Origin of the sequence: Hymenobacter fastidiosus, assembly GCF_039539565.1 — a bacterium.
Lineage (GTDB): Bacteria > Bacteroidota > Bacteroidia > Cytophagales > Hymenobacteraceae > Hymenobacter > Hymenobacter fastidiosus.
In genome coordinates this window covers 5,584-31,113 of record NZ_BAABDJ010000006.1, presented here as the reverse complement: position 1 = coordinate 31,113, position 25,530 = coordinate 5,584, and the positions used below count along the sequence as shown (strand labels likewise).

Here is a 25,530-nt window from a genome sequence, read left to right as displayed (position 1 = left end):
AGCCGCGCTGGCGTAACACGAAGTTTTACTTCGCGAGGCGTTGAACAATAATCGGTGAGGCGGCGCGGGCGTTTCGCGAAGTGGAACTTCGCGTCACATAGAAACTAAAAAGGCCGGCAAAACTGCTGGCCTTTTTAAAAATTCAGGTAGAAACTTCTACGCCGCCGTATCCTCGGCCGCTTCCGGGGCGTTGGCCACGATATTTTTCTCCACGATTTCGCGGGCCAGGTTCAGGTAGCTGATGCTGCCTTTACTTTCCGCGTCGTGCAGAATCACCGGAATGCCGAAGCTCGGCGACTCACTCAGCTTCACGTTGCGGGGGATGATGGTATCGAACACGAGCTGCTGGAAGTGCAGCTTGACTTCCTCCACCACCTGGTTGCTCAGGCGCAGGCGCACGTCGTACATGGTGAGCAGGATGCCTTCGATTTCCAGCTCCTCATTCAGCCGGCTCTGAATGATTTTGATGGTGTTGAGCAGCTTGCCCAAACCTTCGAGGGCGAAATACTCGCACTGCACCGGCACGATAACCGAGTGGGCGGCCGTGAGGGCATTCACCGTAATCAGACCCAGCGACGGGGAGCAGTCGATGATGATGAAGTCGTACTGATCGGCCAGCGGGCGCAGGGCGTCCTTCATCTTCTCCTCCCGGTTGGGCAGGTTGATCATCTCCACTTCAGCCCCCACGAGGTCGATGTGGGAGGGCATCAGGTCGAGGTGGGGCAGCACCTGGGTTTGCAGAATGATGTCCTGGGCGTTGATGCCGTCCACCATGCACTCGTAGATGCTGTTTTCGATATCCTTCGGGTCGAACCCGACGCCGGACGTGGAGTTGGCCTGCGGGTCGGCATCGACGAGCAGGGTGCGATATTCCAGCGCCGCCAGGCTGGCAGCCAGGTTGATGGCCGTCGTGGTTTTGCCCACGCCGCCCTTCTGATTGGCTACCGCAATGATTTTTCCCATGTGTTTGTAGAAGCTGTTGGCTAATGGCTTTTAGCTGTTAGCTTGTCGTGTTGGAGTCAGGACGGTAGCCGCGGCTCGCTTTTCGTCGGAAGGCCGAAAGGAAAAGTGAATAGCCAACAGCAAGCCGCTGGTAGCGTTGAGCCCGGTACCTTTGTCTGACAAATATACGTGATTCCCCCGTTCCCATGCTTTCGTTTGCGCGTCGTTTTGCCGTTTATGTTGTCCTGCTGCTCCCGGTTCTGACCGGGTGCGGCCCCGCCACCCCGCCCACCGACGCCCGGCGCGTGTTCCGCTACAACCAGCCCGAGTCGCTGACCTCGCTGGACCCGGCCTTCTCCAACCGCCAGGCCAATATCTGGGCCGTAACGCAGCTCTACAATGGCCTGGTGGAGCTGGATTCGGCCCTGCGGCCCATTCCGTCGGTGGCCCGGCGCTACGAGGTTTCGGCCGATGGCAGGCAGTATACCTTCACGCTGCGCCCCACCGTGCGCTTCCACGACTCCGCCGTATTCCCGCGGGGCAAAGGCCGCCGGGTTACCGCGCCCGACTTCGTGTACAGCTTCCGCCGCCTGCTCGACAAAACCACCGCCAGCCCCGGCGGCTGGATATTCCGGGGCAAAGTGCTGGAAAACGCCGCCGGCGAACCGGCCGATACCTGCTTTAAAGCCCTGAACGACTCCACGCTGCGGGTGTACTTAAAGGAGCCGTTTATTCCGTTTCTGGGTATCCTGGCCATGCCCTACGCCTACGTAGTGCCGCGCGAAGCCGTGGAAAAGTACGGCAAGGACTTCCGGGAGCATCCGGTGGGCACCGGCCCGTTCCGATTCAAGGAATGGGACGAGGGTAACGCCATCATCTACCACCGCAACCCCACCTACTGGAAGCGCGACGCCCGGAACCGCCCGCTGCCCTACCTCGACGCGGTGCAGATCAGCTTTATTCAGGACCGCAAAACGGAGTTTCTGACTTTCCAGCAGGGCAAGCTGGATTTTCTGAGCGGCATCCGGGCCGGCAGCCGCGACCTTATCCTGCACCCCGACGGCACGGTGCGCGACGACTTCAAAGGTAAATTCCGGTTGCAGAAAGTCCCCTACCTGAACACCGAATACCTGGGCTTCCAGCTCGACGCTACCAACCTGCGGGGTGAAGCGGCCAACCCGGCCCTGCGCGACAAGCGGGTGCGGCAGGCCCTGAACTACGCGCTCAACAAGCCCGAGCTGATTGCCTACTTCCTCAACAACGTGGGCGTGCCGGGCATCTCGGGCTTCGTGCCGTCGTCGTTGCCCTCGTACAGCGCCAAGTTGGTACCGGGCTATTCGTATCAGCCCCGGAAAGCGCGGGCGCTGCTGAAGGCGGCGGGCTATGGGCCGGCCCGGCCGCTGACGCTGCACCTGAGCACCCTGGTGGAGCGCAAGGAAGTGTGCGAGTACCTGCAGAAAAACTGGGCCGACGTGGGCGTGCGGGTGGCCATCGACATCAACCAGGGCGGGGCCCAGCAGGAAATGGTAGACAACGGCCGCGCGGCTTTTTTCTCCAAAAGCTGGCTTGGCGACTACCCCGACGCGGAAAACTACCTGGCTTTGTTTTACAGCAAGAACTTCGCCCCGGCCGGCCCCAACAAAACCCACTTCCAAAGCGCCGCCTACGACCGGCTCTACGAGCAGGCCAACCTGGAGCAGGACGTGGAAAAGCGCTACGACCTCTACCGCCGGATGGACCGCATCATCGTGGACGAAAGCCCGGTCATCGCGCTCTACTACGACGAGGTCGTGCGCCTCACCCAGAACAACATCCGCGGCCTGACGCCCAATCCGATGAACCAGCTGGTACTGGAGCGGGTGCGGAAGGAGTAAGCCAGTCCTACTCCCAACCAGGGCACTGTCATGGCGAGCACGAAGGACATTTCGTGCTTCGGGCGGCGTCAATCCGGCCTGTGCAATGGCCTGAGCTTGGTTAACGCAGCAAGCCCCGGCGCTGGCATGCGTCAGGGTTTTTTGAGGAAACCAGATTTTCTTCGTTGCTCAGGACGGACTGCTCCGGCTCTGCTTCATGCGCAGCATGCCCGCAAGAACCGGGATTACGCCTTCCCGCCACCGACTCTTTATCTGTCGGCCGTGTTACTCGAAATCTTATCCAGCTCGCCGCTGATGTAATGCAGTAGCTTTTGCAGGCTGGCGGGGGCGCCTTCCTCGACCTGCACGGTTTTCAGCGTGCCGTCGGGCTGACGGATGCTGAGAAAGGTGGAGGGTAGGTCGGACGTGTTTTCGGTGTAGTGCGGTTGCAGCTTGCGGAAGCCGATATTCCGGGCTTCGGCCAGGATCATGGCCACCGTAGCGGCCGGCAGCTTCAGCTCGTGCGTACCAGTGAGTTTGGTGTGTTGACGTCCTACGTAGGTCACGCGGCCGTTGGGGTAAATGGTGGCATCATAGTCGGGGCAGATGCCGAAGCAGGGCGTCTGCCTGAAGACGATAACCGGCGCGACCGGGGCCTTTTTAGCGGCCACCTGCTTCGTCGACTTTGGCTGTTTGACCTTCTGCTTGGCTTTGGTTTGAGTAGCAGTTTTAACCGGAGTCTGTTGGGCTACTGCCGCCGAGGCGGAAATCAGGAGGGCAAGCAGCAGGGCAGAGAGCAGGCGCATGGCGGTGGAAATGAGGGTGGTGGTCCGAAGGAGTAGTACCCCGGCTTTATTTTCGGTCGGGGTACCCCCGTGGCTGAGGCGGACACGACAGTCGCTCAGCAATAGTGGTACCACGACCAAACCGAAGCCGTGGTACCCCGGCTTTTTTCGGTCGTGGTACCCCCGTGGCTGAGGCGGACACGACTGTCGCTCAGCAATAGTGGTACCACGAACAAACCGAAGCCATGGTACCCCGGCTTTTTTCGGTCGTGGTACTACCGTGGCTGAGGCGGACACGACTGTCGTTCAGCGATAGTGGTGCCACGACCAAAAAGTCGTGGCACCACTTCGGCTAAGGAACGAAAAAAAGCCCATCGGCCGAAGCAGATGGGCTTTGAGACTTGCCAGCCAAAGGCTGACTACGAGCGGCGGGTAGGCTTTTTGGGCTTGTCGGCCGGGGCCGCGCTGCCTTGCTTGGCCTGGGCTTCGCGCTCCTGGGCGTTTTTCATGGCTTCGGCAATGCGAGCCTGGAAGCCGCCGGGCTTCTTGTCCTTGTTCTTCACCTTGTTGGCTTCGAGCTGGGCGCGGAGCTTGGTTTCATCCACGAAGCTCTTGGTGATGAACTGCTGGCCGAACGTAATCATGTTCGACACGAAGTAGTACCAGGTCAGGCCGGCCGAGAAGCTGTTCAGCACGAACATGTACACGATGGGCATGGCGTAGCCCATCACCTTCATCTGGCCCTGCATCTGCGGGTTCACCTGGCTGCTCTGCCACGTCATGAGCAGGGTGGAGGCCGTCATGAGCAGCGTGAACATGCTCACGTGGTCGCCATACCACTTAATGTAGAAGGGCAGCTTCAGGAACACGTCGTAGCTGCTCAGGTCCTTGGCCCAGAGGAAGTGCTCCTGGCGCAGCTCAATGGCGTTGGGGAAGAACTGGAACATGGCCAGCAGAATCGGGATGGTGAGCAGCGTGGGTACGCAGCCGCTGAGCGGGCTCACGCCGAAAGCGGAGTAAAGCTTCATGGTCTCGCTCTGCACCTTGGTCTGGTCATCGCCGTACTTTTCCTTGAGCTCGTCGATTTCGGGCTTCAGCACTTTCATGCGGGCTTGCGAGACGTAGGTTTTGTAGGTCAGGGGCCAGGTTACGAGCTTGATCAGCAGCACCAGCAGGGCGATAATCACGCCGTAAGACCCGACGAACTGCTCCAGGAAGTGGAACACGGGCAAGACCACAAACTGGTTCATCCAGCGGAAAATACCCCAGCCCAGGTATACGTTGCGCTCAAATTCCGGCGTCACCGCCTTCATCACGGGGAAGGAGTTAGGCCCGAAATAAAACCTGAAGCCCGCCTTGCCCTGGGTCACGTCGGCCACCGGAATAGTGAGCGTGGTGCTCATGGTTTTCAGGAAGGTCGAATCCCCCAGGTTCACGGTGGAGTTGAATTTGCCCGTCGTGAACTGGTTATCGGCAATGATGCCGGCCACGAAGAAGTCGTGCTTGTGGGCTGCCCACTTCACCGGCGCCGAGGCAATGATTTCCTCCGGGCTTTCCGAGGCTTCGGCCAGCGCGCCGTGGTCCTCGGTGGCCAGGAAGTGGTTGATGGTGCTGTGGTTGCGGTTTTGCGGCGCGTCCTGCTCGGTCTGCCGCACGCGGTCCAGGAAGGTGAAGGTCAGCGGCTCCTGGGCCAGGGTGTTGGTCAGGCCCGGCATGCGCAGCATGTAGCCCAGTTCGTAGGAATCGTCCAGCAGGGTGTAGACCTGCTCCACGCGGCCCCCGGCTACGGCGGCCGTGAAGGTTATGCTCTGGCCTTTGCGCTCACCCAGGGCTCCGGGCTGCGCGGCGGTGGGCTGGAAATACAGATCCGACAACCGCACGGTGCGGCCGTCGGTGGTGCGGAAGCGGGTGTCGAGCCGGGCGCTTTGGGCATCCAGCAAATCCAGGGGCTTGCCGAAGAAGGTCTTGTACTTGTTCAGCCGCACCGCTTCTACCCGGCCGCCTTTGGTCGAGAAAGTAACCGTGAGGTTAGGGTTTTGCAGCTGCACCTGCTGGGCCGTGCCCTGGGCAGCCGTGGCAAAGCTACCCAACGCCTTCACGGCGGCAACTGAATCCAGCGGCGCCGGGGTGGCCACCGCGCCGGGCTTCGCGGCGGCGGTCGTGGTGGTGGCTTTCGGGGCGGGCTGGTCCTCGGGCTTTTTGGGCGCGAAGAAGAACAGGTAGACGAGGAGCAAGGCCGAAATCAGAAACAGGCCGGTTGCTTGGTTTTTGTCCATCGAAGGGTACTGACTGGAAAAGATAACGGGCGCCGGGCGCCGCAAAACGCAAAGGTACGCGAAAGCACGGCCCGCTTCAAAAATCCGGCGAGCCGCCGCAAAGTTCAGCTTTGGCAGAAGAATATTCGCCAGCCGGTATTTTTGGCAGGCGCCGCCACGAATACGTCTGTCATCCTGAACGGCGCGCAGCGGAGTGAAGGACCTTCCTCGTCGCCACTGCCGGCCCTTTGAAATGAGCAAAGCCCTTCACCAGTGTAGGCGAAGGGCTTTGGCCGTTGAAAGGCGTTTTCAGCGCGGAAAGAGGAAGGTCCTGCGCCGGCTCAGGATAACAGACGAATTTATGAACAGCCGAAAAGAGATGGTTAAATCTCGTTTTTGTGGTGCTGGATGGCCGCTTTCACGAAGCGCACGAACAGCGGGTGGGGGTTCTGGACCGTGCTTTTCAGCTCGGGGTGAAACTGCCCGGCCACGAACCACGGGTGAGCCGGCAGCTCAATCACTTCCACCAGTCCCGTTTCCGGATTCAGGCCCGAGGGCACCATGCCGGCCTCCTCAAAGGCCTGCAGATACTGGTTGTTGAACTCGTAGCGGTGGCGGTGCCGCTCGCTGATGTGGTTGCGGCCGTAGGCTTTGGCCGCCCTGGAGCCCTTGCGCAGCTCGCAGTTGTAGGCCCCCAGGCGCATGGTGCCGCCTTTTTGGGTGATGTTCTTCTGCTCCTCCATCATGGCAATGACGGGGTAGGGCGAGGCCGGGTCCATCTCGGTGGAGGAGGCGCCGTCCATCTTCAGCACATTGCGGGCAAACTCGACCACCGCGCACTGCATACCCAGGCAGATGCCGAAGAACGGAATCCGGTTTTCGCGCACGTACTTAATGGCCGTAATCTTACCCTCGAAGCCCCGCTCGCCGAAGCCAGGGGCCACCAGCACCCCATCCACGCCGTGCAGCAGCTGGGCGATGTTGTCGGGGGTGATGTTGTCGCTCTGAATGCTGCGCACGGTCACCTTGCACTCGTTCAGGGCGCCGGCGTGCACGAAGGCCTCGTTGATGGACTTGTAGGCGTCGGGCAGCTCCACGTACTTGCCCACCAGGGCAATGGTGATTTCCTCAGTCGGGTTCTTGAGCCGGCCCAGGAAGTCCTTCCAGATTTCCAGGTCGGGCGCGGCGCTGCCGCCGGTGAGGCGCATCTTCTTGATAACCCGCTCGTCGAGGTGCTCCTTGAGCATGAGCAGGGGCACCGAGTAGATGCTGTCGGCATCCAGGGCCTCGATGACGGAGTTGATTTTGACGTTGCAGAACAGCGCAATCTTCTTGCGCATCTCCATCGGAATGGGGTGCTCGGAGCGGCACACCAGGATGTCGGGCTGCAGGCCGGCTTCGCGCAGGTCGCGCACCGAGTGCTGGGTGGGTTTGGTTTTCAGCTCCCCGGCCGCGGCCAGGTAGGGCAGCAGCGTCAGGTGAATCACGACCGAGTCGTTCGGTGGCAGCTCCCAGCGCAGCTGGCGCACGGCTTCCACGAAGGGCAGGCTCTCGATGTCGCCGATGCAGCCCCCGATTTCGGTGATGACGATGTCGAAGTCGGCATGGTCGCCGAGCAGCAGCATGCGCCGCTTAATCTCGTCGGTGATGTGGGGCACCACCTGCACGGTCTTGCCCAGGTAAGCCCCCTCGCGCTCCTTGCGGATCACCGTGTCGTAGATGCGGCCGGTGGTGACGTTGTTGGCCTGGGAAGTGGGCACGTTCAGAAACCGCTCGTAGTGGCCCAGGTCCAGGTCGGTTTCGGCGCCGTCGTCGGTCACGTAGCATTCCCCGTGCTCGTAGGGGTTCAGCGTGCCCGGATCGATGTTGATGTAGGGGTCGAACTTCTGGATGGTGACCCGGAAGCCGCGGGCCTGGAGCAGCTTGGCGAGGGAGGCGGCAATGATGCCTTTACCCAGGGAAGAGGTAACGCCGCCGGTAACGAAGATGTACTTGGCGGTGGGCGCGGGGGTGGGGGTTCTGTCTGGCATAACAGGACGCAAAGCTACTCAAATAAGTGGGTCGGGCGGCGCCGCTTCCGGAATGTGGCGCCGACAGTAGGGTAGGAGGGAAGCTGCGCCGGCTGTTTGGTCGTCGGTCATCCTGAGCCGAGCGAAGGACCTTCCCCGGCTAAGCAGCCCAGCTTTTTACCTCAGAAAATCGCTGCCCCGCGCGCAGGGAAAAGCGTTGCTCCCTGAAGCACGGTAGGCCGGGGCGAGGCGGAAGACCCTTCGCTTTGCTCAGGATGACAGGAAGAGTGAAAAAACCCGTTTTTAGTTAATTCTACACTTTAAGTAAGCTGCAATAAATACCTGTACATAAATTTTATAGAGTGTATAGTGAAATCAAAGATTGAAGCTGCATATTGCGCGCCCCAAACGCCCTTGATATGCGCTACTTATTCGCCCTGCTCCTGGTCTGCGGAGCCCTGTCGGCCCCGGCCACGCCCCGCTCCGGCGACGATGAGCAGGCTATGGAAACGGCGCTGCGGCGGGGCAAAGGGCCGCACTGGCTCAACCGGCTCATCACCACGTCGCCCGTTTTGCGCCAGCACCAGGTGGGAGTATGCATCACCGAGGTGGCGACCGGGGAGCCGCTGTACGAGCTGAATTCGGAGCGCTACTTCACCCCGGCCAGCACCATGAAGCTGTTCAGCTTTTATGCCGGCCTGCACCTGCTCGGCGACTCGCTGCCCAGCCTGCGCTACGTGGTGCGGCACGATTCGCTGCTGTTCTGGGGCACCGGCGACCCGACGCTGCTGCACGGCGACGTACCCTCGCGCCGGGCGTTTGCCTTCCTGCAGAATCGCCCCGAAAAGCTGTTCTACTCGGCTATTCCCTGCGTCGAGGCGTTCGGGCCGGGCTGGAGTTGGGACGACTATAATTACTACTACTCGCCCGAGCGCGGCCCCTTCCCCATCTACGGCCATACGGTACGCTTCTACGCCAAGCCCAACCAGCGCCCCCGGGTGCTGCCCCGCGACTTCAGCGCCATGGTGGAGCCGGCCCCGGCCAGCTTCCGCAGCACCGACCACGTGCGCCGGGCCGTGCTCGAAAACCGCTTCTTCGTGCTGCCCTTCACCAAAACCTGGATTGATGAAACGCCCTTCCGCACCAGCCCCGAGCTGTTGCTGAAGCTGCTGCAGGATACGCTGCGCCGCCCGGTGCGCGCCCTGCCGTGGGCCCTGCGCCCCCAGGACAGCATCCGCACCCTGACTGGTCTGCCCGTCGATTCGCTGTACCGGCGCATGCTGCAGGTGAGCGACAATTTCCTGGCCGAGCAGCTGCTGCTGATGTGCTCCTCCCGGCTGGGCCCCGACTCGCTGAACTCGGACCGCACCATTCGCGCCGTGCGCCAGCAGTTCCTCGCCGACCTGCCCGACGCCCCGCAGTGGGTGGACGGCTCGGGCCTCTCCCGCCTCAACCTCGTCACGCCCCGCACGCTCACGGCCCTGCTGCTCAGGCTGCACCGGGAAGTGCCCGAGCCGCGGCTGCTGAACCTGTTGGCGGCGGGTGGCGGGCACGGCACCCTGCGCCGGCGCTACCGCCCGGTGGTGGCCGGCCAGCCCTGGCTCTGGGCGAAAACCGGCACGCTCACCAACATCTGCAACCTGACCGGCTACGTGCGCACGAAGTCCGGCCGGCTGTTGGCGTTCAGCTTTTTAAACAACAGCATTCCCGGCGACGACTCACCGGTGCGCGCCGAAATGGAGCGGGTGTTGGGGCAGGTGCGGGAACGAATGTAACGCTACCGGCGCCGGAAACGGAAGCTTAGCATGTTCGGGGGAGGCTTGGGAAGCATTCAGCAGCCTTGATGCAGCCAGATGTAGCGTTTGCCATTCCAGTAAATCATGCCGCCAGTATCTTCCTTCCTTAGTTCGATACAGGGGTGCTTCAGGTGAACCAGGCGGTCCTTTAAATCGCCGTTGGCATCCAGTATTACTTCTTCGGTAGTCGGCTTAGCATACAGACTCCAGTAGGCCACCCAGGAAAAATTCCCGGATAGTATATCGGATTTTGGGTCGGAACCAGCTCCCAGTACGTGATGGGCAGCCAGGGCCTGGTGCAGAACTATAATGCCTTGGCTGCCGGTGGCGCGTCTGGTAACCAGCACGGCTATTGAAGTCAGCTTGCAGGTAGCCGGGAGTGGCGTAGGCCGCCCGGCTGAAGGTAGTGCTCAGCCCCGATTTTGCCCAATGAGCTTGTGCCCAGGTAGGCAAAAGTGCCGGCGCCGGCTTGCCGATGAGCAGCAGGATCATGGCGCCGAGAGTGGATAAGGCCGTCAGCATTAATACAGCACCCGAAACTTAATCGTGTGCTCCACCTTGCGCAGCTCGCCAATGACCTCGGGCGCATATTCCTTGTCGATGTCGGTAATCACGTAGCCGATGTGCTCGTTGGTTTTCAGGTACTGGCCCAGGATGTTGACGTGGTGCTCGGCCAGCACATTGTTGATGCGGGCCAGCACCCCGGGGACGTTGGCGTGGATGTGAATGAGGCGGTGGGCTTGCTGCACGGGCAGCTGGATGTTGGGGAAGTTGACGCTCTGCTGGGTGTTGCCGGTGTTCACGTACTGCATGATGCGCTCGGGCACGAACTCGGCGATGTTGCGCTGAGCCTCGGCCGTGCTGCCGCCGATGTGGGGCGTGAGCAGCACGTTGGGCAGGCCCCGTAGCTCGGTTTCAAACGTCTCGTCGTTGGTTTTGGGCTCGTAGGGGAATACGTCGATGGCCGCGCCGCCGAGGTGGCCGCTGCGCAGGGCCGCGGCCAGGGCCGCCACGTCGACTACGTGGCCGCGGGCGTTGTTGAGCAGCAGGGCCCCGGGTTTCATCAGCGCCAGCTCGGCGGCCCCGATCAGGTTGGTGTTTTCCTGGCGGCCGTCCACGTGCAACGTCACCACGTCGGCCTGGCGGAGCAGCTCTTCCAGGGTGCGGCAGCGCACGGCATTGCCCAGCTGGAGCTTTTCGGCCACGTCGTAGTAGAGCACCTGCATGCCCACGGCCTCGGCCACCACCGAAAGCTGGGAGCCGATGTTGCCGTAGCCGATGATGCCGAGCTTCTTGCCCCGGATTTCAAAGGCCCCCCGCGCCGACTTGTCCCACTCGCCCTGGTGCATCCTGGGGTTTTTCTCCGGAATGCGGCGGGCCAGCATGATGATTTCGCCCAGGGCCAGCTCCACCACCGAGCGGGTATTGGAAAAGGGTGCGTTGAACACGGCAATACCGCGCTTCATGCAGCCCGTCAGGTCAATCTGGTTGGTGCCGATGCAGAACGCGCCCACGGCAATCAGGCGGTTGGCGGCTTCGAGCACCCGCTCCGTGACCTGAGTTTTGCTGCGGATGCCGAGAATGCTCACGCCCTCAATCTGCCGGATCAGCTCGTCCTCGTCGAGGCCGCCGGGCACGGTATCGACCTGGTAGCCCTCGGCGCGCAACAGCTCGGCGGCGCGGGGGTCGGGGTTTTCGAGCAACAACACCTTGATGCGGTTCTTGGGGTAGCTGAGGGTCATCGGGAGCTTGTTCTGGTACAGGAATTCGTCGAAAGAGGGTACTACTTCGTCGGCGCGGGAAGTCACGGCCTCGCGGCTGACGTTTTCGGTGAAGGCGTAGAAGCGGTTAGCCAAGCCGGCTTCGCGCATCTGGTAGTCGGTGTAGCCGTCGCCGAGCACGTACACGTCGCCACTTAAGTCGAGGCGGCGCAACTGCTCGATCTTGCCGCCGTCGCGGCTCAGCACGTTGTCGGGGTCGAAACCGGTGATGCGGCCGTCATCAGCAAAGGTGAAGGTGTTGGCCAGCACGTGGTCGGCGTCGATGCCGAAGTCGGCTACCACGGGCTCGATAAACTCGCGGAAGCCGCTGCTGACGATGTACACGCGCCCCGGGAACTGGGCGAAGAAGCCCCGGTTGCGCACGATGCTGTCGGAAACCTTGGTTTTGAGCTGGGCCACCAGCAGGGGCAGATGCTCGCGCCGGGCCGGCAGCAAAGCCAGCCGCTGCCGCAACGACTCCGAAAAGCTCAGGCTGCCGCTCATGCCCGCGTCGGTCAGGGCCCGGATTTCCCCCACGATTCCCTCCCGGTCGGGGTGGTCCTGCAGGGCAATATCGGCCAGCTCATCCAGCCCTTCCACCTGGGTGAAGGTGCTGTCGAAGTCGATAATAAGGTAGGGCAGCGGCGCGGTTGGTTGGGGCATAGCAGCGGTAATATCGGTCGGAAATGGTATTGGCGCGGTGAAAAATTCCGGGGAGAAAAAAAACCCCCGCGGCGCGGACAACCTTTGCCGGGGAACTACGGCTCCTTTTGAAGCTACCCGTCGACCATTCGCTACTATGAAAAATATTCCTCTGCTGACGCTAAGCCTGCTGGCCGCCCACCTCGGCTACGGCCAGCAAACCGAATTCTCCGGCCACCTCACCTCCGGGCTGGCTGCGTTCCGGGGCACGGGCAGCACCGCCACGTCCATCATTGTTGCTCCGCCTCCGTCTGCCCGATCATCAGCTTATACTATAAATCCCTACGTCCGGCAGCCCGGCCTGAGCTACGGCGCGGCCACTCAGGTGCAGCGCGTGGGAACCAGACGCAGCCTGTTCGGGGTGCAGGCCGGGTACGAAGCCCTGCGCAGCCGGGTACAGATTGCCAACGTCTTTACCGACAGTGACGCGGGTATCAGCACTGCGGGGCACATCCGCTTTGCGCATTACTTTATCAACGTGCACCCGTTTTTGGGGCGCCGGTTTGCCGTCAAAGCTCTGGCGGTGGATCTGACGGCTGGTCCGGAACTGGGCATCCTGCTCCGCAACCGGGAAGCTGGAGAGGCGAAGACGGGGCAGGGCGTAACCTACACCGCCGACTGGGTGCCCGGCCCAACTTCGACGGGCGCGTCCGCCTCAACCTGACGGCTTACTATAAGCGTACCGGCCTGTCAGTAGGCTATTCGCAGGGGCTGAACGACTACCGGGAGGGAAGCGTGGGCAGCGGCAAAGTATACTCGCAGGTGTTCCGGCTGGGGCTGGCGTACCGGATTTCCGGCACCTAGCTGTCTGGGGCGGAGCAGCCCCTAGCCAGTCGAGGCGGACCATACTATCGGTCAAATTGATTTCCTTGGCCCCGGATTCAACCTGCGGCGCTATGAAAACCCTTCTTGCTGGCTGGCTGCTGGCTGGCCTGTTGCTATTGCTGCTGTCGGCCAGGGCCGGGGCGCAGGCCAATCCTACCTTTCACACCCTGGATGGCCGCAAGCTACGCGGTCCGGAAATCGACCGGCTCGTGCGGCGGCTGATGGATTCGGCCCGGGTGCCGGGGCTGGCGGTGGCCTTGCTGGAAGACAACAAGGTGCGCTACCTGAAAGCCTACGGCTACCGTAACCTGGAAACCCGCGCCCCGCTGGAAACCAGCACGGCCATGTACGGGGCTTCGTTCAGCAAAGCCGTGTTTGCCTACCTGGTCATGCAGCTGGTGCAGGAACAGCGCCTCGACCTCGACCGGCCTCTGCAGCAGTATCTGACCAAGCCCCTGCCCGAGTACGAAGGCTACCAGGACCTGGCCGCTGACGCGCGGTGGCGGCAGCTCACGGCCCGCCAGTGCCTGACTCATACCACCGGCCTGCCCAACTGGCGCTGGCTGGAACCCGACGAAAAGCTGCGGTTTAAGTTTGCGCCCGGCACCCAGTACTGGTACTCCGGGGAAGGCCTGCAGCTGCTCCAGCTGGTGGTGGAAACCATCACGCAGAAAAGCCTGACCGAGCTGAGTGCCGAGCGTATCTTCCGGCCCCTGGGCCTCACGCGCACCAGCTACGTGTGGCAGCCGGCCTTCGAGCAGAACTATGCTCTGGGCTACGACGAGCAGGGCCAGCCGCTGCGCAAGCGTAAGCGGACCAAGCCCGGGGCCGCCGGCTCCCTGGAAACCACGCCCGCTGACTACGCCGCCTTCCTGGCCGCCGTGATGCAGGGCCGGGGCCTCAACGCCGCTACCAAGGCCGAAATGACCCGGGCCCAGGTACGGATTCCCTACCAGGCCCAGTTCGGCCCACTCGCTACCGTGGCCGCGCCCGACAGCAACCGCACCATCCGGCTTGCTTACGGCTTAGGGTGGGGTACGTTTGAGTCGCCCTACGGCCCGGCGTACTTCAAGGAGGGGCACGATGACGGCTGGGAAAACCACAGCGTCGTGTTTCAGGACCGCAAAAAAGGGCTGCTGCTGATGAGCAACAGCTCCAACGCCGACAAGATATTCCGGGAGCTGCTGGAGAAGCTGCTCGGGGACCGGACTACACCGTGGCAGTGGGAGAACTACGTGCCCTACAATTACCCGCCGGAATAAGCCCGCGCAGGGGCTTTAGGCGGTGCGCTTCGTCGCGCAGGCCGGAATCCACTGGTCTTCGTGGCACTCGGGGCAGCGGGCTACTGCGCCGCGGGGCAATTTCAGCACGTGGCCGCAGGTGGCGCAGGCGTAAAGGCCGGGTTCTTCCACGCGGCGGCGCGCCTGGGTCAGGCGCTCGGGCCAGATGGGCAGGCCGGGGCGCATATCCTCATTGGCATAAAAATAGGCGCTGATGTCGCCGGTGGCTTCGATGTAGGCCCGGCGCACCTGGCCTAAGTGTTCGACCTGCATCTGCCGCAGCTCGCCGAACAGCTCCTTCTGGGTCAGGTTCTGGCGGCGGAAGGCGGCGAGGCAGATGCGGCCATCCTCCACCAGCAGCACCGGCGCGCCCTCGAGCCAGTCGGAAAAGCGGGGCAGCCTTTCCGTGAGCCAGTTGAAAAAGCGGTAGAGAACCGTCACCATCACGAATACCAGCGCCGCGTGCAGCAGCGGCGTGTCGTGGTAGAGCATGGTGTCGCCGGCGGCGGAGCCCAGGGCCAGGATGATGCTCAGCTCGAAGATGGACAGCTGCCGCACCCCGCGCCGCCCCGTCACGCGCAGGGCCCCGATAACCATGACGTAGGTGAGCAGGCAGCGCAGCGCGACTTCCAGCAAAAACAGCGGGGGCGCATCGTCCGAGAACAGCATGCGTTGCCAATCGAAGGGGAGGATTTCAGCGGCCAACAACACGGGGTAAGAAAACAGGTGCTTCCCTAACGCAACTCCGCCCGCCGGCGTTGCTGAACCTGCCGGATGTCGACGGCAGTACGCCTTACTTTTTCATCACCGTCTGAACGTCCGTGGCCGGGTCGGCCAAGTTGGCTTCCTGGGGCGCGGTGCGGCCGTTGAACAGCAGCAGCCCCCAGGAGTAGGCCGGGCTGCTCAGATCGAGCACCGTATGGGCTCCACCCGTAGTGGTGAAGCGCAGCTGGGTGGCCGTGGTTTCGATAATGCGGATTCCCTTTCCCTGCAGATAGGCCCGCGACCGGGCTACGTAAGCGTGGTTGTCGCCGGCGCTGGTATTGAAATTGGCTTCCCCGTACTGCTGCTTGAGATGGCTGATTTTCGCGGCGTCGGGGGCGTAGAGCACGGCGCACGCGCCCGATACCGTCAGCGCCTGCCCCCGGGAGCTGGTCACGACGGACTGGCGGGAAGCGGCGGCCGCCAGGCGGTTCTGGGCCTGCCCGGGGAGGGGGAGCACCAGCAAAGGGAGTAGTAAGAATCTGAGCATTGCGGTAGCGGAAAAAACAGGCTCCCACCGGTTTTTTTCGGCTATGAAAAGGTACGTAAAAACCCTGCTCCCGGTGCCTGGGCAGAACGGCAAACCGGGTTTGTTTCCCGGGGTGCCGGTGCCGGCTGCTCGGCTCCGGCCCGGCGCCGGGTGGCGAGGCGGGGCTGCCGGTTTCGGCCGTAAGCGGAAGAACCGAAAATGAGGGATAACCCAAGCGAAAAAAAATGGTTCTTTGCCGGATGCAGGTTACCGTAACACCCGATGTCGTAGTGCTGTTTGCCGTGCTGGCCCAGGCCGTATTCGCGGCCGCGCTGCTGGGGCTGGCCCGCTATAACCAGGTGCCCAACCGCTTTCTGGCCCTGCTGCTGCTGGCTATTGCCCTGTGGGTGCTCGATGGTTTTTTTCGGGTGGCCAACGTGTACGGGCAGAATGCCGACTGGTATTTTCTGCCCATCTACTACTCGTTTGCCTTCGGCCCGCTGCTGTACTTCTACGTGCAGAGCCTGGTGAATCACGAGTTCCGATGGCGGGCGGCCTACGGCTGGCACTTTGCGCCGGTGCTGCTCCAGGCGGCATTGTACTGGGGGCTGCGCTTTCAGTCCTACTCTTTCCGGCTCTGGTTCTGGGAGCAGGTCCACGAGCCCTACACTTACCGCATCGAGTTTATCGGCACCTGGCTTTCGCTGATTGTCTACCTGGGGCTGAGCTTGCGCCGCCTGCGCCGCTACCAGCGCTGGCTGGCCGATAACTTCTCCGAAATCTCCCAGCTCCGGCTTTCCTGGCTGCGCGTGCTGCTGCTGGTGCTGACGGTGGTGAGTGCGCAGTGGCTCGGGGAAGTGGTGCTGCGCGAGTTCTTCAGCATCTACTACACCTACGACTACTCCACCTGGCTACTGGGCGGCGTGGTGCTGCTCATCGGCGTCGTCGGCCTGCGGCAGGCCGATATGCAGGCCGTAAACTTTGGGCCCGAGGAAGCCACCCTGCTCGAAGCGGACGGGGCGCCGGGGGCAAGAGCTGATGCGGGGAGTTCGGCTCCCCGCCCGGCTCCTCGCCTTGCGGCTGAAGTAGGGGCTGCTGTGGTTGCGCCGGAGCCGCGCGAGCCGGCGGCCGTGGACCCGGCGGTGCTGGCCCGGCTGCGGCGGGCGCTGGAAGACGACCACCTGTATCTGAACCCGACGCTGACCCTGGCCGAGCTGTCGGCGCACACGGGGCTGGCCCCGCGCCTGATTTCCTTCACCGTGAACAACGGGTTCGGCAAGCCCTTCAACGACGTGGTGAATGGCTACCGGGTGGAAGCCGTGAAGCGCCGCCTGGCCCAGCCCGCGGAGGTGGCCCGGCTCACGTTGCTGGGCATTGCCTTCGAGTGCGGCTTCAACTCCAAAACCACGTTCAACCGCATCTTCAAGCAGCTCACCGGCGTGGCCCCCAGCGACTACCGCCCGGCCTAAGCGCGCCGCCTGCGCCCACATCATGATTCGGGACGTCCTGAATCCGCATCCGGGGCGCTTGGGGCCGGCCGGCCCACCATCTTTGGACCGTACTCTTAACCGATTATGGTCATGAAAAACTTTCTCCCAGGGCTGGCCCTGCTGCTGCTCAGTTCCGCCGCCGGCCGCGCCCAAACGGCCTGGACCGACCACTCCCGCGTGCTGCCCGATAAGCTCCGGCAGGTACCGGTGGGGCTCACGCTCTGGCACACGCCCAACCCCAACTACCCCGAGCCGGACCCGGCCACGCCCGGGCAGTACGTATGGAAGCACCGCACCATGGTGCGCAACGAGGTGGGCGAGCCGCTGCAGGTGGTGGAGTGCGGCAGCCTGATCTGGTACAGTGCCGCGGGCTGGCAGGCTAACCTCACCGAAACGCCCGCCGGGTTTGCTGAGCTCTTCAACTGTCCGCAGGGGCAGCTGAAGCCGGGGGCTACCTACACCTTCGTCAAAAACTACCGCTACGCCGGCAGCGCCAAAAGCCTGTATGGGGGTGATGCGCTGTGGTACATTCTGGCCAAAGACGCGTCGGGCAAGCTCTATAAAGGCTTTGGCCTGATCGAAACGGAAGCCACCGTCCGCTAAGCCCTGATCAATTTCTTTTCAACCGTCGTGCCAAGGAATGCCGCATGACCCTACCCGCCTCACGCATGAAAACGCTCGGCCTCATTCTGTTCAGTACCCTGCTCCTCGCTTTTCAGCCGGTGGCTCCTTCCTACCAGATCAGCCCCGCGGCCAGCCGCCTCACCTGGACCGGCCACGCCGAGGCCGGCAGCTGGGCCCCCACCGGCGCCCTCCAGCTGCGCCGCGGCAGCTTCGACTACGACGGCACCAGACTGAAAAACGGCCGCTTCGAGTTCGACATGGCCAGCATCACCCACGCCGATGCCAACCTCCAGGAACACCTGCGCAACGAGGACTTTTTCGACGTGACCCGCTTTCCCGTCGCCGTATTTCAACTGCGCGAAGTGACCAGGGGCGAGGCGGTGGGCCAGCTCACGCTGAAGGGCATCACCAAACCTGTGCGCTTCCCCATCACCGTCGTGCGGCAGCCCGATGGCACGGTTCGGGTACGCGGCACGGCCAGCATCGACCGGACCCAGTTCGGGGTCAACTACAATTCCAGCAGCTTCTTCCAGGATCTGGGCAGCTATGCCATCCGCAACGACTTTCAGCTGGCCTTCGACCTGCAGGCCGCGCCGGCCCGCTAAAGGGCGCACGCGAAAATCCCCGGGCGCAACAGGTGCGGCCGGGGATTTTTCTTCCTGGTACAGGACTGCCGGAGAACTAGTCCTGGGGCTTGATCTTGGTTTTTTTGCGCTTGTCCTTCACCTTGGCATCAGTCGGTACCGTCTGCACCACCGGCGTCTGGGTTACCGTAGTGGTCGGATTGACAGTGGTCGTGGTCGATTCCACGGTCGTCGTCGTTGGAGCAGGCGTCAGTACCGGCGTGGTTATGACCGGGGTGGTCATGACCGGGGTAGCCGGCGTGGTGGTGGTTTGCTTGGTCGTCGTCGTGCTGGTCTGAGCAGTGGCTGAATAGGCCCCGGCGGTGAGCAAGGCGGCAAAAACGAGGAGCTTTTTCATAGGATCTGTCTTTTTCAGTGAGCAACGAGCCGGCTTCCATAGGGAAGCGGCTTTCGAGTTGCCTCTAACGAAACCAGATGAGAAACAGTTGCCTTTCTCAATTCTTGAGGCTCCCGGGCCATGCCGAAAAAGCAGCGTCCAGGCTTGCCGGCTCGACGGGACTTCGCCTATTTTTCCGGTATCCGCTCGTAGACCTGGTAGCCGTGCGGGGGCAGGGAAAGGGTCGTGCCGGCCTTCAGGCGCAGTATTTTGCCGGTAAACAGCTCCCGGTAGCTGCCATCAGCTAGTTTATCCAGCGGCAAGGCCCGGGCCTGATCAGCCACGTTCACGGCTACTACCACGGCGGCGGCATCCTTGCGGCGCACGAAGGCAAATACGTCCGGCGAACCGGCGGTGGGCAGGGGCTCAAACTGGCTGCAGGGGTCACCGTTCAGCAGGGCCGGGTGCTGTTTTTTGAGGGTGAGCAGCCTGGTGTAAAAGCCGGCCAGGGGGTAGTTATGCCACGCAATAGTGTCTTTGTCGAAGAAGGAAAGGCGCTTTTTCAGGCCCGCTTCCTGGCCGCTGTACACCATGGGCATGCCGGGCAGCGTGGCCGTCAGCACGGCCATGGGCAGGGCATTGGCCCCCAGCCGCTCGTACTCGCTGCCGTCCCAGGAGTTGATGTCGTGGCTGGTGGTGAAGGTCATCAGGTACACGCTGGGAGGATACCTCTTCCGCTCCCGGGCCAGATAACCGTTGAGGGCCGTCATCGGGAGCTTATGCTGGCCGATGCTGTCGAGCACGCCGTGCAGGCGCAGGGCGTAGGTCATGTCGAAAGCCTGTTCCAGCAGGTGAGTGTTGGGGTCGAATTCGCCCGGCGGCAGAAACGTGGGCGGAAACAGCTCGTCCCACTCGGCCAGCATGAACACGGGCTTGATCTGCTCCAGATCCTGGCGGGCCGCCACCCAGAAATCGGTGGGCACCAGTCCGGCCACGTCGCAGCGGAAGCCGTCGAAGCCTACGTCGCGCACCCAGTAGCTCATGGCTTCGCGCATGTACTGGCGCAGGGCGGGCTTGCTGTAGTCGAGGTCGATGACGTCCTGCCAGTCGGACACCGGCGGGCGGAACTTGCCCTGGGGCGTTTTGGTAAACCACCCGGGGTGTTCCGTGGCCAGCTTACTGTCCCAGGCCGTATGGTTGCCCACCCAGTCCAGAATAACGTGCAGGCCCAGGGCGTGGGCGGCCTCAATGAGGTGGCGCAGGTCGGCGAGGGTGCCCATATCCGGGTTCACGGCCCGGTAGTCGCGGATGGAGTAGCCGCTGCCGAGCGTGCCCTTGCGGTTCAGCTCGCCAATGGGCTGAACCGGCATCAGCCACAGAATGCCCACGCCCATGCGCTGCAGGCGGGGCAAGGACTGCTCAAAGGCCTTAAACGTGCCCTCCGGCGAGTACTGGCGGATATTTACCTCGTAGATGCTCGCGTTGCGCGCCCACTCCGGGGGGGTGATGGTGTAGGCGGCCGGGGTGGGGGCGCACTGCCGGGGAGGCGGGGTAGAAGTGCAGGCCGGCAGCAGTCCGGCCAGCAGGAAGGCGAAAAGAATCTGGTAGGGCATGGCTCAAATAACGATTTTTTGCCCGCGCCGACCAGGAATCCGCGCCGCGGAATGGCCGGCCGGCCGGGGGGGGCACTGAAGCCAGCTTCAGCCTCGGGGCTGCGGCGCGGTCTTCGCCACGTCGGGGTTGTAGCTGATGCCGCCGAACAGGTAGAGCATGATGGCCCGGGAATAGCGCAGCACCAGCGGCGTAGACAGCAGCACGAGCAGCGTGACCAGCAGGATGTACACCCACACGGGCGGGTCATCGAACAGGTAGTAGGCCGCCGCGCCGCCGATGAAAAAGCTGCCCACCGAAAATCCGTAGCTCACGAACATAGCGCCCCAGTAAAAGCCCGGCTCCGGCTCGTAGGCCTGGTTGCAGACCGGGCAGTGCGCGGGCATCTGGGCAAAGCGCGGGCTGAGGGCCGGGGTGGTAAAAAGCTTGCCCTCGTGGCAGCGCGGGCAGCGCAGGTCGAGGAAAGCCAGGGCGGTGGAATCTATTCGGGACATAATAGCAAGAGTAGAGAAGGGTGCTGGCGGCCTCGGCCTGTTTACGCGCCGCCGGGTCCGGTAGCCGAAATTCCGGAGTAGTCAGCCGCCAGCGTTGCGCTACGACCAGGCGTCACCCAGACCGGCAAACACCCCCAAAGGGCCTACGCGCCGGCCTGGCCTAACAAGGTACGTTCGTCAGGGCTGAGCATCAGCTCGGGGGCTTTCAGCAGCTCCGGCACCTGCTCCGGGCGGGTGGCGCTGGCAATGGGCGCGGTGAGGCCGGGCATCCCTGCCGGGTAGCCGTCGGCGGTCCGGCCGAACACGTTGCCGCCCAGCATCAGGGGCGCCAGCTGCAGGTCAGATTGCCCGAGAGGGCGTTTCTGCAGGATATAGGACTTACGCAAAATGCTTTCACGCAGTGTTTCGCAGTGCGAGGACGTTAAACACTGCGAAACACTGCGGTTTAACACTGCGAAACACTGCGTGAAATGGCACCAGGAGGGTTTTGCGTAAGTCCTCTGATAGTTTTGGAGGATGTAGCGGAGCCCGACCGCAGGATCCCCGGCAAGGTAGTACGGCCTGATGGACCCAAACGATAATGGCGCTTATATTGCGCTGTTCCTGCTCGGGCCCCGGGCTGGTCGGAGCGCAACGCTCCCCCCCGGAACGGCGTCCTTCGCTCCCGTTCGTCAGCCGATACCCGGTTGGTCGTCAGTCCTTATTTTCTTCCTGTTCATGCGTTTTCTGCTCGGTTTTGCGCTGGTACTGATTCAGACGGGGGCGGTGGCTCAGGCGGTTACGGAACGCAATTTTCAGAAGCATTTCGACGAGTATGGCGTCCGCGGCTCGTTCCTGCTCTACGACCAGCAGGCCAACCGCTTCACGGCCTACAACATGGCCCGCTGCAACGAAGGCTTCCTGCCCGGGGGCACGTTCGACATTCCCACGGTGCTCATCGGCCTGGAAACCGGCGCGCTGGCCGATACCACTCAGCTGATTGCCTACACCGGCCCCCCGCGCCCCGACTCCACCTGGAACCAGCCCATGGCGGTTGGCCGGGCCATTCGGGCGCGGTGCGGCCCCTGCTTTCAGCAGCTGGCCCACGATATCGGGGTGAAAAACTTCCACCAGCAGCTGGCCGGTCTGAAGTTCGGGATGATGGTAGTGGTGCCCGAAACGCTGGACAGCTTCTGGCAGACGGGCGTGTCGCGCGTGTCGCAGTTTCAGCAGGTGGCGTTCCTGCGACGGCTCTACAACCAGCAGCTGCCTTTCGCCGAGCACAACCAGGCGCTGACCAAAAGCCTGTTCCGTCTGCAGGCCACGCCCAACTGGACGCTGTATGGCACCACGGGCAAAACGCGGCGCGGCAAGATGAGCAACGGCTGGTTTGTAGGCTGGCTGGAGCAGGCCGGCCACGTGTACTTCTTCGCCCTGAACGTGGAGCCCAAAGACGGCAGGGATGCCAACGAGCAGTTCCTGCGGGGCCGCCGCGAAATCACCGAGCGCCTGCTGCACGAGCTGAGCCTGATGCCGAATTGAGAGTTTAAGTAGTCGGGCAGCAGTAAGCGAGGAGTCGTTCAACGGGGCGCCTTACCCCCCGCCCCTTTCGCCGCTTAATGGCGTCCTCTCAGAAAACGACCTTCGAAGCCGTGGTTTTACGTGTTTCAGACGACCGTTTGCAGTATGTAAAAGGGCTTGTCTGGCCTTCTTACAACAGCGGGGGAATAAAATTACTCTACGGCATTTACTACGGTGGTGAAAGTACGCTAAGTGGCGATTGACACGTTTCACAGCAGGGCGGGAATCATCGTACTCGCTCATGGGACAGGCTATGACGCTACTTAGGAAAAATGGGACGAAAGCCGCCTGGATTTGCTTGGATAATTTGCCTGAAACAACGCGGTACGCATGAGAAAGTGGTGTTATTATTTGCTGCCCCGGCTGGTGTTGGTGCTTTTGGTGCAGGGAGCAGGGCTATTATCGACGTGGGGGCAGTCTTTGCCGAAACATGACCCTCTTCCCTCCCTGCCGCTGCACTGCCTGGCCCCGGCTGCGCCCGACCGCTACACGCCGCTGGGGCAGGCCATCGGCGATGCCCGCGTGGTGATGCTGGGCGAACAGACGCACTACGACGCGACGACGTTCGAAGCCAAAATCGACCTGATTCGCTACCTGCACGACTCGTTGGGCTTCACCACGCTGGCCTTCGAGAGCGACCTGTACGCCATGGACAAAGCCCGCCGGGAAATAGCGGCGGGCAAGCCCGTGCTGCCGACGCTGCAAAACTCGGTGTACGAAGGCATCTGGTCGGGCACGCAGGAATTTAAGGCCCTGGCCGACTACCTGAGCACGCACCCTAAGCTACAAGTGGCGGGCTTCGATTGCCAGCTCTCTGGAGAGTACACGCACGAGTTGCTATTGCCGGAGCTGCGTGATTTCGTGGCCCAGGACCGGCGCACGAAGTGGCGCGAGGCTGACTTTTACCCCGCGCAGGAATTGCTGGCGGAGCTTTCGGGCGGCGACTTCAAGCAAGAACTGCTGCACCCCGCCGACACCGTGGCGCTGGCCCGCTGGTTTGCCCGCACCCGAAAGTCGCTGGCCAACGTGGCGGCCCAATACCCCGCCCAGGCCGGCCGGGCGGCGTTCTGGCAGCAGTGGCTAAAGATGGCGGCCCGGTCGCAACAGGACGCGAAGGCCCAGGCCCGCCGCCAGCTGGCCCCGACCAACCAGAACGACCGCGACGCGCAGATGGCCGACAATCTGCTGTTTCTGGCCCAACAGCCCGAACATCCGAAGATTATCGTGTGGGCCGCCTCCTACCACCTGGCCAACCGGGTGGAGCGCATCGACCTGGACGATGCCACCACGGCCGCCTACGCGAAGCAATTGGCCGTGCAGCAGCGCCGGGAGCCGGACGAGGACGCGTCGGCCGCGCTGCGCCACATGCTGGGCGGGGCCGTGCCGATGGGGCGGCTGGTGAAGGAAAAACTGGGCAACCGGGTGTATGCCCTGGGCTTCGTGGCCTACGAGGGCACCTACGGCCGGGCCGGCGACAGCACCCGCCTCTATCCGGTGCCTACGCCGCCGCCCGGCAGCATCGAGCAGGCGTTTCGGGCGCGAGGCTGCGCCACGGGCTTTGTGAACCTGCGCGGCACGTCCGCCGGCAGCTACCACGCCTCCCCGCTGGGCTATCTGCCCGCGCGGGCACCCTGGTCGGAAGTGTTCGACGGCCTGTTCTACACCCAAACCATGCGCCCGACCAACAACTTGGCGGCCGGAACCGTGGCGGCCGTGCCCGTAACCGGCCACCAGCTGCGGGGGCTGGTGCGCGACGCCAAAACCGGCGTCTCCGTCTCCTTTGCCAGCATTGGCATCCGGGGCACCGGCACGGGCACGGTGTCGGGCCTCGACGGCGGGTTTGCGCTGTTTGTGCCCACGGCCCACGCGCGCGACACCCTTCAGATTTCCTGCATCGGCTACGCCACGGTGCGACGGGCGCTGGTCCGGCAGCCCGCCGGGGTGCTGCTGGCCGTGACACTCACCCCACAGGCCCACATGCTGGGCGACGTGCTGGTGCGGGCCCCGCTTAGCGCCGCGGCCATTCTGACCAAGGCCCGCGAACGTATCGGGACCAACTACCCCCAGCAGGCGCATAGCATGCAGCTTTATTCGCGGGCCCAGTACCGGCGCGACGACTCCCTGCGGGTGCAGCAGGAAGGCGCGCTCGACTTCTACGACCAGGAAGGCTACCGCCGGGGCAGCTGGGAACACGCCAGCCGCTACCGCTTTCTGCAACTGCGTCAGCAGCGCAAATCCGGTGACCCCACCATGTGGGAGTACAAGGAGCAGCCGTACTTCTGGCTGCTGTGGAGCGACGACCCCGTGCTGACCACCCGCAACCCCCTCCAGGCCGGCACGATGCCGAAGTACACCCTCACCCTGCAAGGCCAGACGCAGTACAACGGCCGGTCGGTGTACGCAGTAGCCTTCGTGTGCAACCGGCCCAGCGCCTTCACCACGCCCTACGGCTACCCGGCGGCTGATGCCTATGTGGGCACCGTGTATGTCGATGCCGAGAACTTCGCGGTTGTGAAGTACGAAGCCTTCACCACGCGCAGCCCCTACGAAGTGAGCAAGCCCAAGTTCCTCAAACGCTACGGGTTTACGCAGCCCTTTACGAACTACCTGAAACACCACGACGTGTACCAGTACGAGGAAGTGAAGGGCACGTACTTCCTCAAATACGCCCGGCGGGAGTCAACGTTTGATTTCGTAATGCGCGACAGCCAAGAGAAACACCACTGGCAGGACATTCACGAGATGCTCACCACCAGCGTGGAGCTGACCAAGCCACAGGTGCTGCAAGGCAACCTGCTGGAAGCAGCCGGCAAAGTGCCCTACCGGGCCGAGTTCTGGAACACCTACCAGGTGTTGCTCCCGACCGAAAAGAAATAAAGGGTGTTGTTAAACAAATAGGGCAGAACCTCCGACTCGGAGGTACTAGAGCCTGTTTTCATGATTAACACCTTGTTAAGTAGTTAAATATCTGAGATAATGGCGCGAGTGGTAGTCTTAACGTTCGTTTTCGCTACCCTCTTTACGATTGCCTAAAGGGACGCGTAAGGTCATCGTTCTTCTTTGCTCTTACGGCGCATTCGTGCCATGCGCCACTGGCGTGCGCCGGTCCGTCGCCTGGCCCACGCTCAGGCAAAAAGCATAGGCCAGGCTGACGAGCGCGACGAGTTTGCGCAGCTTGTCGTGCGAGCGCAAGTGGCTGTTTTCCAGGTTGAATCTCCTTTCTTTCAGATTTTGAAAGCACTGCTCTATCGTCCAGCGCTTGGCGTAGAACTGCCCCAGCGAAGTCAGGCCGGCCGTGCCAAAGAGAAAGAGAAACTCCCCTTCAGCCAGGGCCTTGACCCAGACTTGCCCCC

The 25,530-nt window shown here is 62.7% G+C and carries 21 protein-coding genes; 9 read left to right on the top strand and 12 right to left on the bottom strand.

What is annotated here, in order from left to right; genetic code table 11:
• Positions 1-156: 156 nt before the first annotated feature.
• Complete coding sequence (locus ABD833_RS03670; RefSeq protein WP_345071054.1) at positions 157-963, bottom strand: ParA family protein; 807 nt, start codon at positions 961-963, stop codon at positions 157-159.
• 185 nt (positions 964-1,148) lie between these two features.
• On the opposite strand from ABD833_RS03670, the gene ABD833_RS03665 reads away from it, so the two are divergent.
• On the top strand, positions 1,149-2,816 hold the full coding sequence (locus tag ABD833_RS03665) for an ABC transporter substrate-binding protein (RefSeq protein WP_345071053.1): 1,668 nt from the start codon (positions 1,149-1,151) through the stop codon (positions 2,814-2,816).
• Positions 2,817-3,064: 248 nt separating this feature from the next.
• On the opposite strand, the gene ABD833_RS03660 is transcribed toward ABD833_RS03665, so the two are convergent.
• The 3 genes from ABD833_RS03660 to pyrG all read right to left on the bottom strand — a co-directional run bounded on the left by ABD833_RS03660 (position 3,065) and on the right by pyrG (position 7,865).
• Positions 3,065-3,601 carry a DUF6438 domain-containing protein gene (locus ABD833_RS03660; protein ID WP_345071052.1) on the bottom strand — a complete coding sequence of 179 codons (537 nt, stop codon included), beginning with the start codon at positions 3,599-3,601 and terminating at the stop codon, positions 3,065-3,067.
• A 398-nt stretch (positions 3,602-3,999) separates the two neighbouring features.
• On the bottom strand, positions 4,000-5,856 hold the full coding sequence (gene yidC, locus ABD833_RS03655; RefSeq protein WP_345071051.1) for a membrane protein insertase YidC: 1,857 nt from the start codon (positions 5,854-5,856) through the stop codon (positions 4,000-4,002).
• 362 nt (positions 5,857-6,218) lie between these two features.
• Positions 6,219-7,865, bottom strand: a complete 1,647-nt coding sequence (gene pyrG / locus ABD833_RS03650) for a CTP synthase (RefSeq protein WP_345071050.1) — start codon at positions 7,863-7,865, stop codon at positions 6,219-6,221.
• A gap of 398 nt (positions 7,866-8,263) precedes the next feature.
• On the opposite strand from pyrG, the gene ABD833_RS03645 reads away from it, so the two are divergent.
• Positions 8,264-9,619 carry a D-alanyl-D-alanine carboxypeptidase/D-alanyl-D-alanine-endopeptidase gene (locus tag ABD833_RS03645; RefSeq protein WP_345071049.1) on the top strand — a complete coding sequence of 452 codons (1,356 nt, stop codon included), beginning with the start codon at positions 8,264-8,266 and terminating at the stop codon, positions 9,617-9,619.
• 542 nt (positions 9,620-10,161) lie between these two features.
• Here the strand turns inward: ABD833_RS03645 and serA are convergent.
• On the bottom strand, positions 10,162-12,063 hold the full coding sequence (gene serA, locus ABD833_RS03640) for a phosphoglycerate dehydrogenase (protein ID WP_345071048.1): 1,902 nt from the start codon (positions 12,061-12,063) through the stop codon (positions 10,162-10,164).
• A gap of 136 nt (positions 12,064-12,199) precedes the next feature.
• Between serA and ABD833_RS03635 the strand changes: the two genes are divergently transcribed.
• Both ABD833_RS03635 and ABD833_RS03630 read left to right on the top strand, forming a co-directional pair.
• Entirely contained in the window at positions 12,200-12,766 is a 567-nt protein-coding gene (locus ABD833_RS03635) for a hypothetical protein (RefSeq protein ID WP_345071046.1), read from the top strand.
• Between the two features lie 232 nt (positions 12,767-12,998).
• A complete protein-coding gene (locus tag ABD833_RS03630) occupies positions 12,999-14,189 on the top strand; it encodes a serine hydrolase domain-containing protein (protein ID WP_345071045.1) in 1,191 nt (396 codons plus the stop codon).
• A gap of 15 nt (positions 14,190-14,204) precedes the next feature.
• Here ABD833_RS03630 and ABD833_RS03625 read toward each other — a convergent pair whose 3' ends face one another.
• Entirely contained in the window at positions 14,205-14,912 is a 708-nt protein-coding gene (locus ABD833_RS03625; RefSeq protein WP_345071044.1) for a DUF421 domain-containing protein, read from the bottom strand.
• Between the two features lie 88 nt (positions 14,913-15,000).
• Positions 15,001-15,429: a hypothetical protein gene (locus ABD833_RS03620; RefSeq protein ID WP_345071043.1), complete on the bottom strand. Its 429-nt coding sequence runs from the start codon at positions 15,427-15,429 to the stop codon at positions 15,001-15,003.
• A gap of 269 nt (positions 15,430-15,698) precedes the next feature.
• Here ABD833_RS03620 and ABD833_RS03615 point away from each other — a divergent pair, with 269 nt between their 5' ends.
• The 3 genes from ABD833_RS03615 to ABD833_RS03605 all read left to right on the top strand — a co-directional run bounded on the left by ABD833_RS03615 (position 15,699) and on the right by ABD833_RS03605 (position 18,157).
• Positions 15,699-16,907 carry a helix-turn-helix domain-containing protein gene (locus ABD833_RS03615; protein WP_345071042.1) on the top strand — a complete coding sequence of 403 codons (1,209 nt, stop codon included), beginning with the start codon at positions 15,699-15,701 and terminating at the stop codon, positions 16,905-16,907.
• Between the two features lie 111 nt (positions 16,908-17,018).
• Positions 17,019-17,531: a hypothetical protein gene (locus tag ABD833_RS03610; RefSeq protein WP_345071041.1), complete on the top strand. Its 513-nt coding sequence runs from the start codon at positions 17,019-17,021 to the stop codon at positions 17,529-17,531.
• Positions 17,532-17,596: 65 nt separating this feature from the next.
• Complete coding sequence (locus ABD833_RS03605) at positions 17,597-18,157, top strand: YceI family protein (RefSeq protein WP_345071039.1); 561 nt, start codon at positions 17,597-17,599, stop codon at positions 18,155-18,157.
• A gap of 76 nt (positions 18,158-18,233) precedes the next feature.
• On the opposite strand, the gene ABD833_RS03600 is transcribed toward ABD833_RS03605, so the two are convergent.
• The 4 genes from ABD833_RS03600 to ABD833_RS03585 form a co-directional block, all read right to left on the bottom strand.
• Complete coding sequence (locus tag ABD833_RS03600; protein WP_345071038.1) at positions 18,234-18,533, bottom strand: hypothetical protein; 300 nt, start codon at positions 18,531-18,533, stop codon at positions 18,234-18,236.
• A gap of 167 nt (positions 18,534-18,700) precedes the next feature.
• On the bottom strand, positions 18,701-20,125 hold the full coding sequence (locus ABD833_RS03595) for an alpha-amylase family glycosyl hydrolase (protein WP_345071037.1): 1,425 nt from the start codon (positions 20,123-20,125) through the stop codon (positions 18,701-18,703).
• A gap of 87 nt (positions 20,126-20,212) precedes the next feature.
• Complete coding sequence (locus tag ABD833_RS03590; protein WP_345071036.1) at positions 20,213-20,617, bottom strand: DUF983 domain-containing protein; 405 nt, start codon at positions 20,615-20,617, stop codon at positions 20,213-20,215.
• 143 nt (positions 20,618-20,760) lie between these two features.
• Positions 20,761-21,003, bottom strand: coding sequence for a hypothetical protein (locus ABD833_RS03585; RefSeq protein WP_345071035.1), 243 nt, complete (start codon positions 21,001-21,003; stop codon positions 20,761-20,763).
• 331 nt (positions 21,004-21,334) lie between these two features.
• Here ABD833_RS03585 and ABD833_RS03580 point away from each other — a divergent pair, with 331 nt between their 5' ends.
• Together ABD833_RS03580 and ABD833_RS03575 are read left to right on the top strand one after the other, a co-directional pair.
• Positions 21,335-22,138, top strand: coding sequence for a penicillin-binding transpeptidase domain-containing protein (locus ABD833_RS03580; RefSeq protein WP_345071034.1), 804 nt, complete (start codon positions 21,335-21,337; stop codon positions 22,136-22,138).
• A gap of 459 nt (positions 22,139-22,597) precedes the next feature.
• A complete protein-coding gene (locus ABD833_RS03575; protein ID WP_345071033.1) occupies positions 22,598-25,054 on the top strand; it encodes an erythromycin esterase family protein in 2,457 nt (818 codons plus the stop codon).
• A 189-nt stretch (positions 25,055-25,243) separates the two neighbouring features.
• Here the strand turns inward: ABD833_RS03575 and ABD833_RS03570 are convergent.
• Positions 25,244-25,530: transposase (locus ABD833_RS03570; RefSeq protein WP_345071031.1), on the bottom strand; the 287-nt coding region annotated here is incomplete at its 5' end.

Coding starts and splice junctions, on each gene's coding strand:
- ABD833_RS03670 (WP_345071054.1), bottom strand. CDS start 963: ATGGGAAAAATCATTGCGGTAGCCAATCAGAAGGGCGGCGTGGGCAAA.
- ABD833_RS03665 (WP_345071053.1), top strand. CDS start 1,149: ATGCTTTCGTTTGCGCGTCGTTTTGCCGTTTATGTTGTCCTGCTGCTC.
- ABD833_RS03660 (WP_345071052.1), bottom strand. CDS start 3,601: ATGCGCCTGCTCTCTGCCCTGCTGCTTGCCCTCCTGATTTCCGCCTCG.
- yidC (WP_345071051.1), bottom strand. CDS start 5,856: ATGGACAAAAACCAAGCAACCGGCCTGTTTCTGATTTCGGCCTTGCTC.
- pyrG (WP_345071050.1), bottom strand. CDS start 7,865: ATGCCAGACAGAACCCCCACCCCCGCGCCCACCGCCAAGTACATCTTC.
- ABD833_RS03645 (WP_345071049.1), top strand. CDS start 8,264: ATGCGCTACTTATTCGCCCTGCTCCTGGTCTGCGGAGCCCTGTCGGCC.
- serA (WP_345071048.1), bottom strand. CDS start 12,063: ATGCCCCAACCAACCGCGCCGCTGCCCTACCTTATTATCGACTTCGAC.
- ABD833_RS03635 (WP_345071046.1), top strand. CDS start 12,200: ATGAAAAATATTCCTCTGCTGACGCTAAGCCTGCTGGCCGCCCACCTC.
- ABD833_RS03630 (WP_345071045.1), top strand. CDS start 12,999: ATGAAAACCCTTCTTGCTGGCTGGCTGCTGGCTGGCCTGTTGCTATTG.
- ABD833_RS03615 (WP_345071042.1), top strand. CDS start 15,699: ATGCAGGTTACCGTAACACCCGATGTCGTAGTGCTGTTTGCCGTGCTG.
- ABD833_RS03610 (WP_345071041.1), top strand. CDS start 17,019: ATGAAAAACTTTCTCCCAGGGCTGGCCCTGCTGCTGCTCAGTTCCGCC.
- ABD833_RS03605 (WP_345071039.1), top strand. CDS start 17,597: ATGAAAACGCTCGGCCTCATTCTGTTCAGTACCCTGCTCCTCGCTTTT.
- ABD833_RS03600 (WP_345071038.1), bottom strand. CDS start 18,533: ATGAAAAAGCTCCTCGTTTTTGCCGCCTTGCTCACCGCCGGGGCCTAT.
- ABD833_RS03595 (WP_345071037.1), bottom strand. CDS start 20,125: ATGCCCTACCAGATTCTTTTCGCCTTCCTGCTGGCCGGACTGCTGCCG.
- ABD833_RS03590 (WP_345071036.1), bottom strand. CDS start 20,617: ATGTCCCGAATAGATTCCACCGCCCTGGCTTTCCTCGACCTGCGCTGC.
- ABD833_RS03580 (WP_345071034.1), top strand. CDS start 21,335: ATGCGTTTTCTGCTCGGTTTTGCGCTGGTACTGATTCAGACGGGGGCG.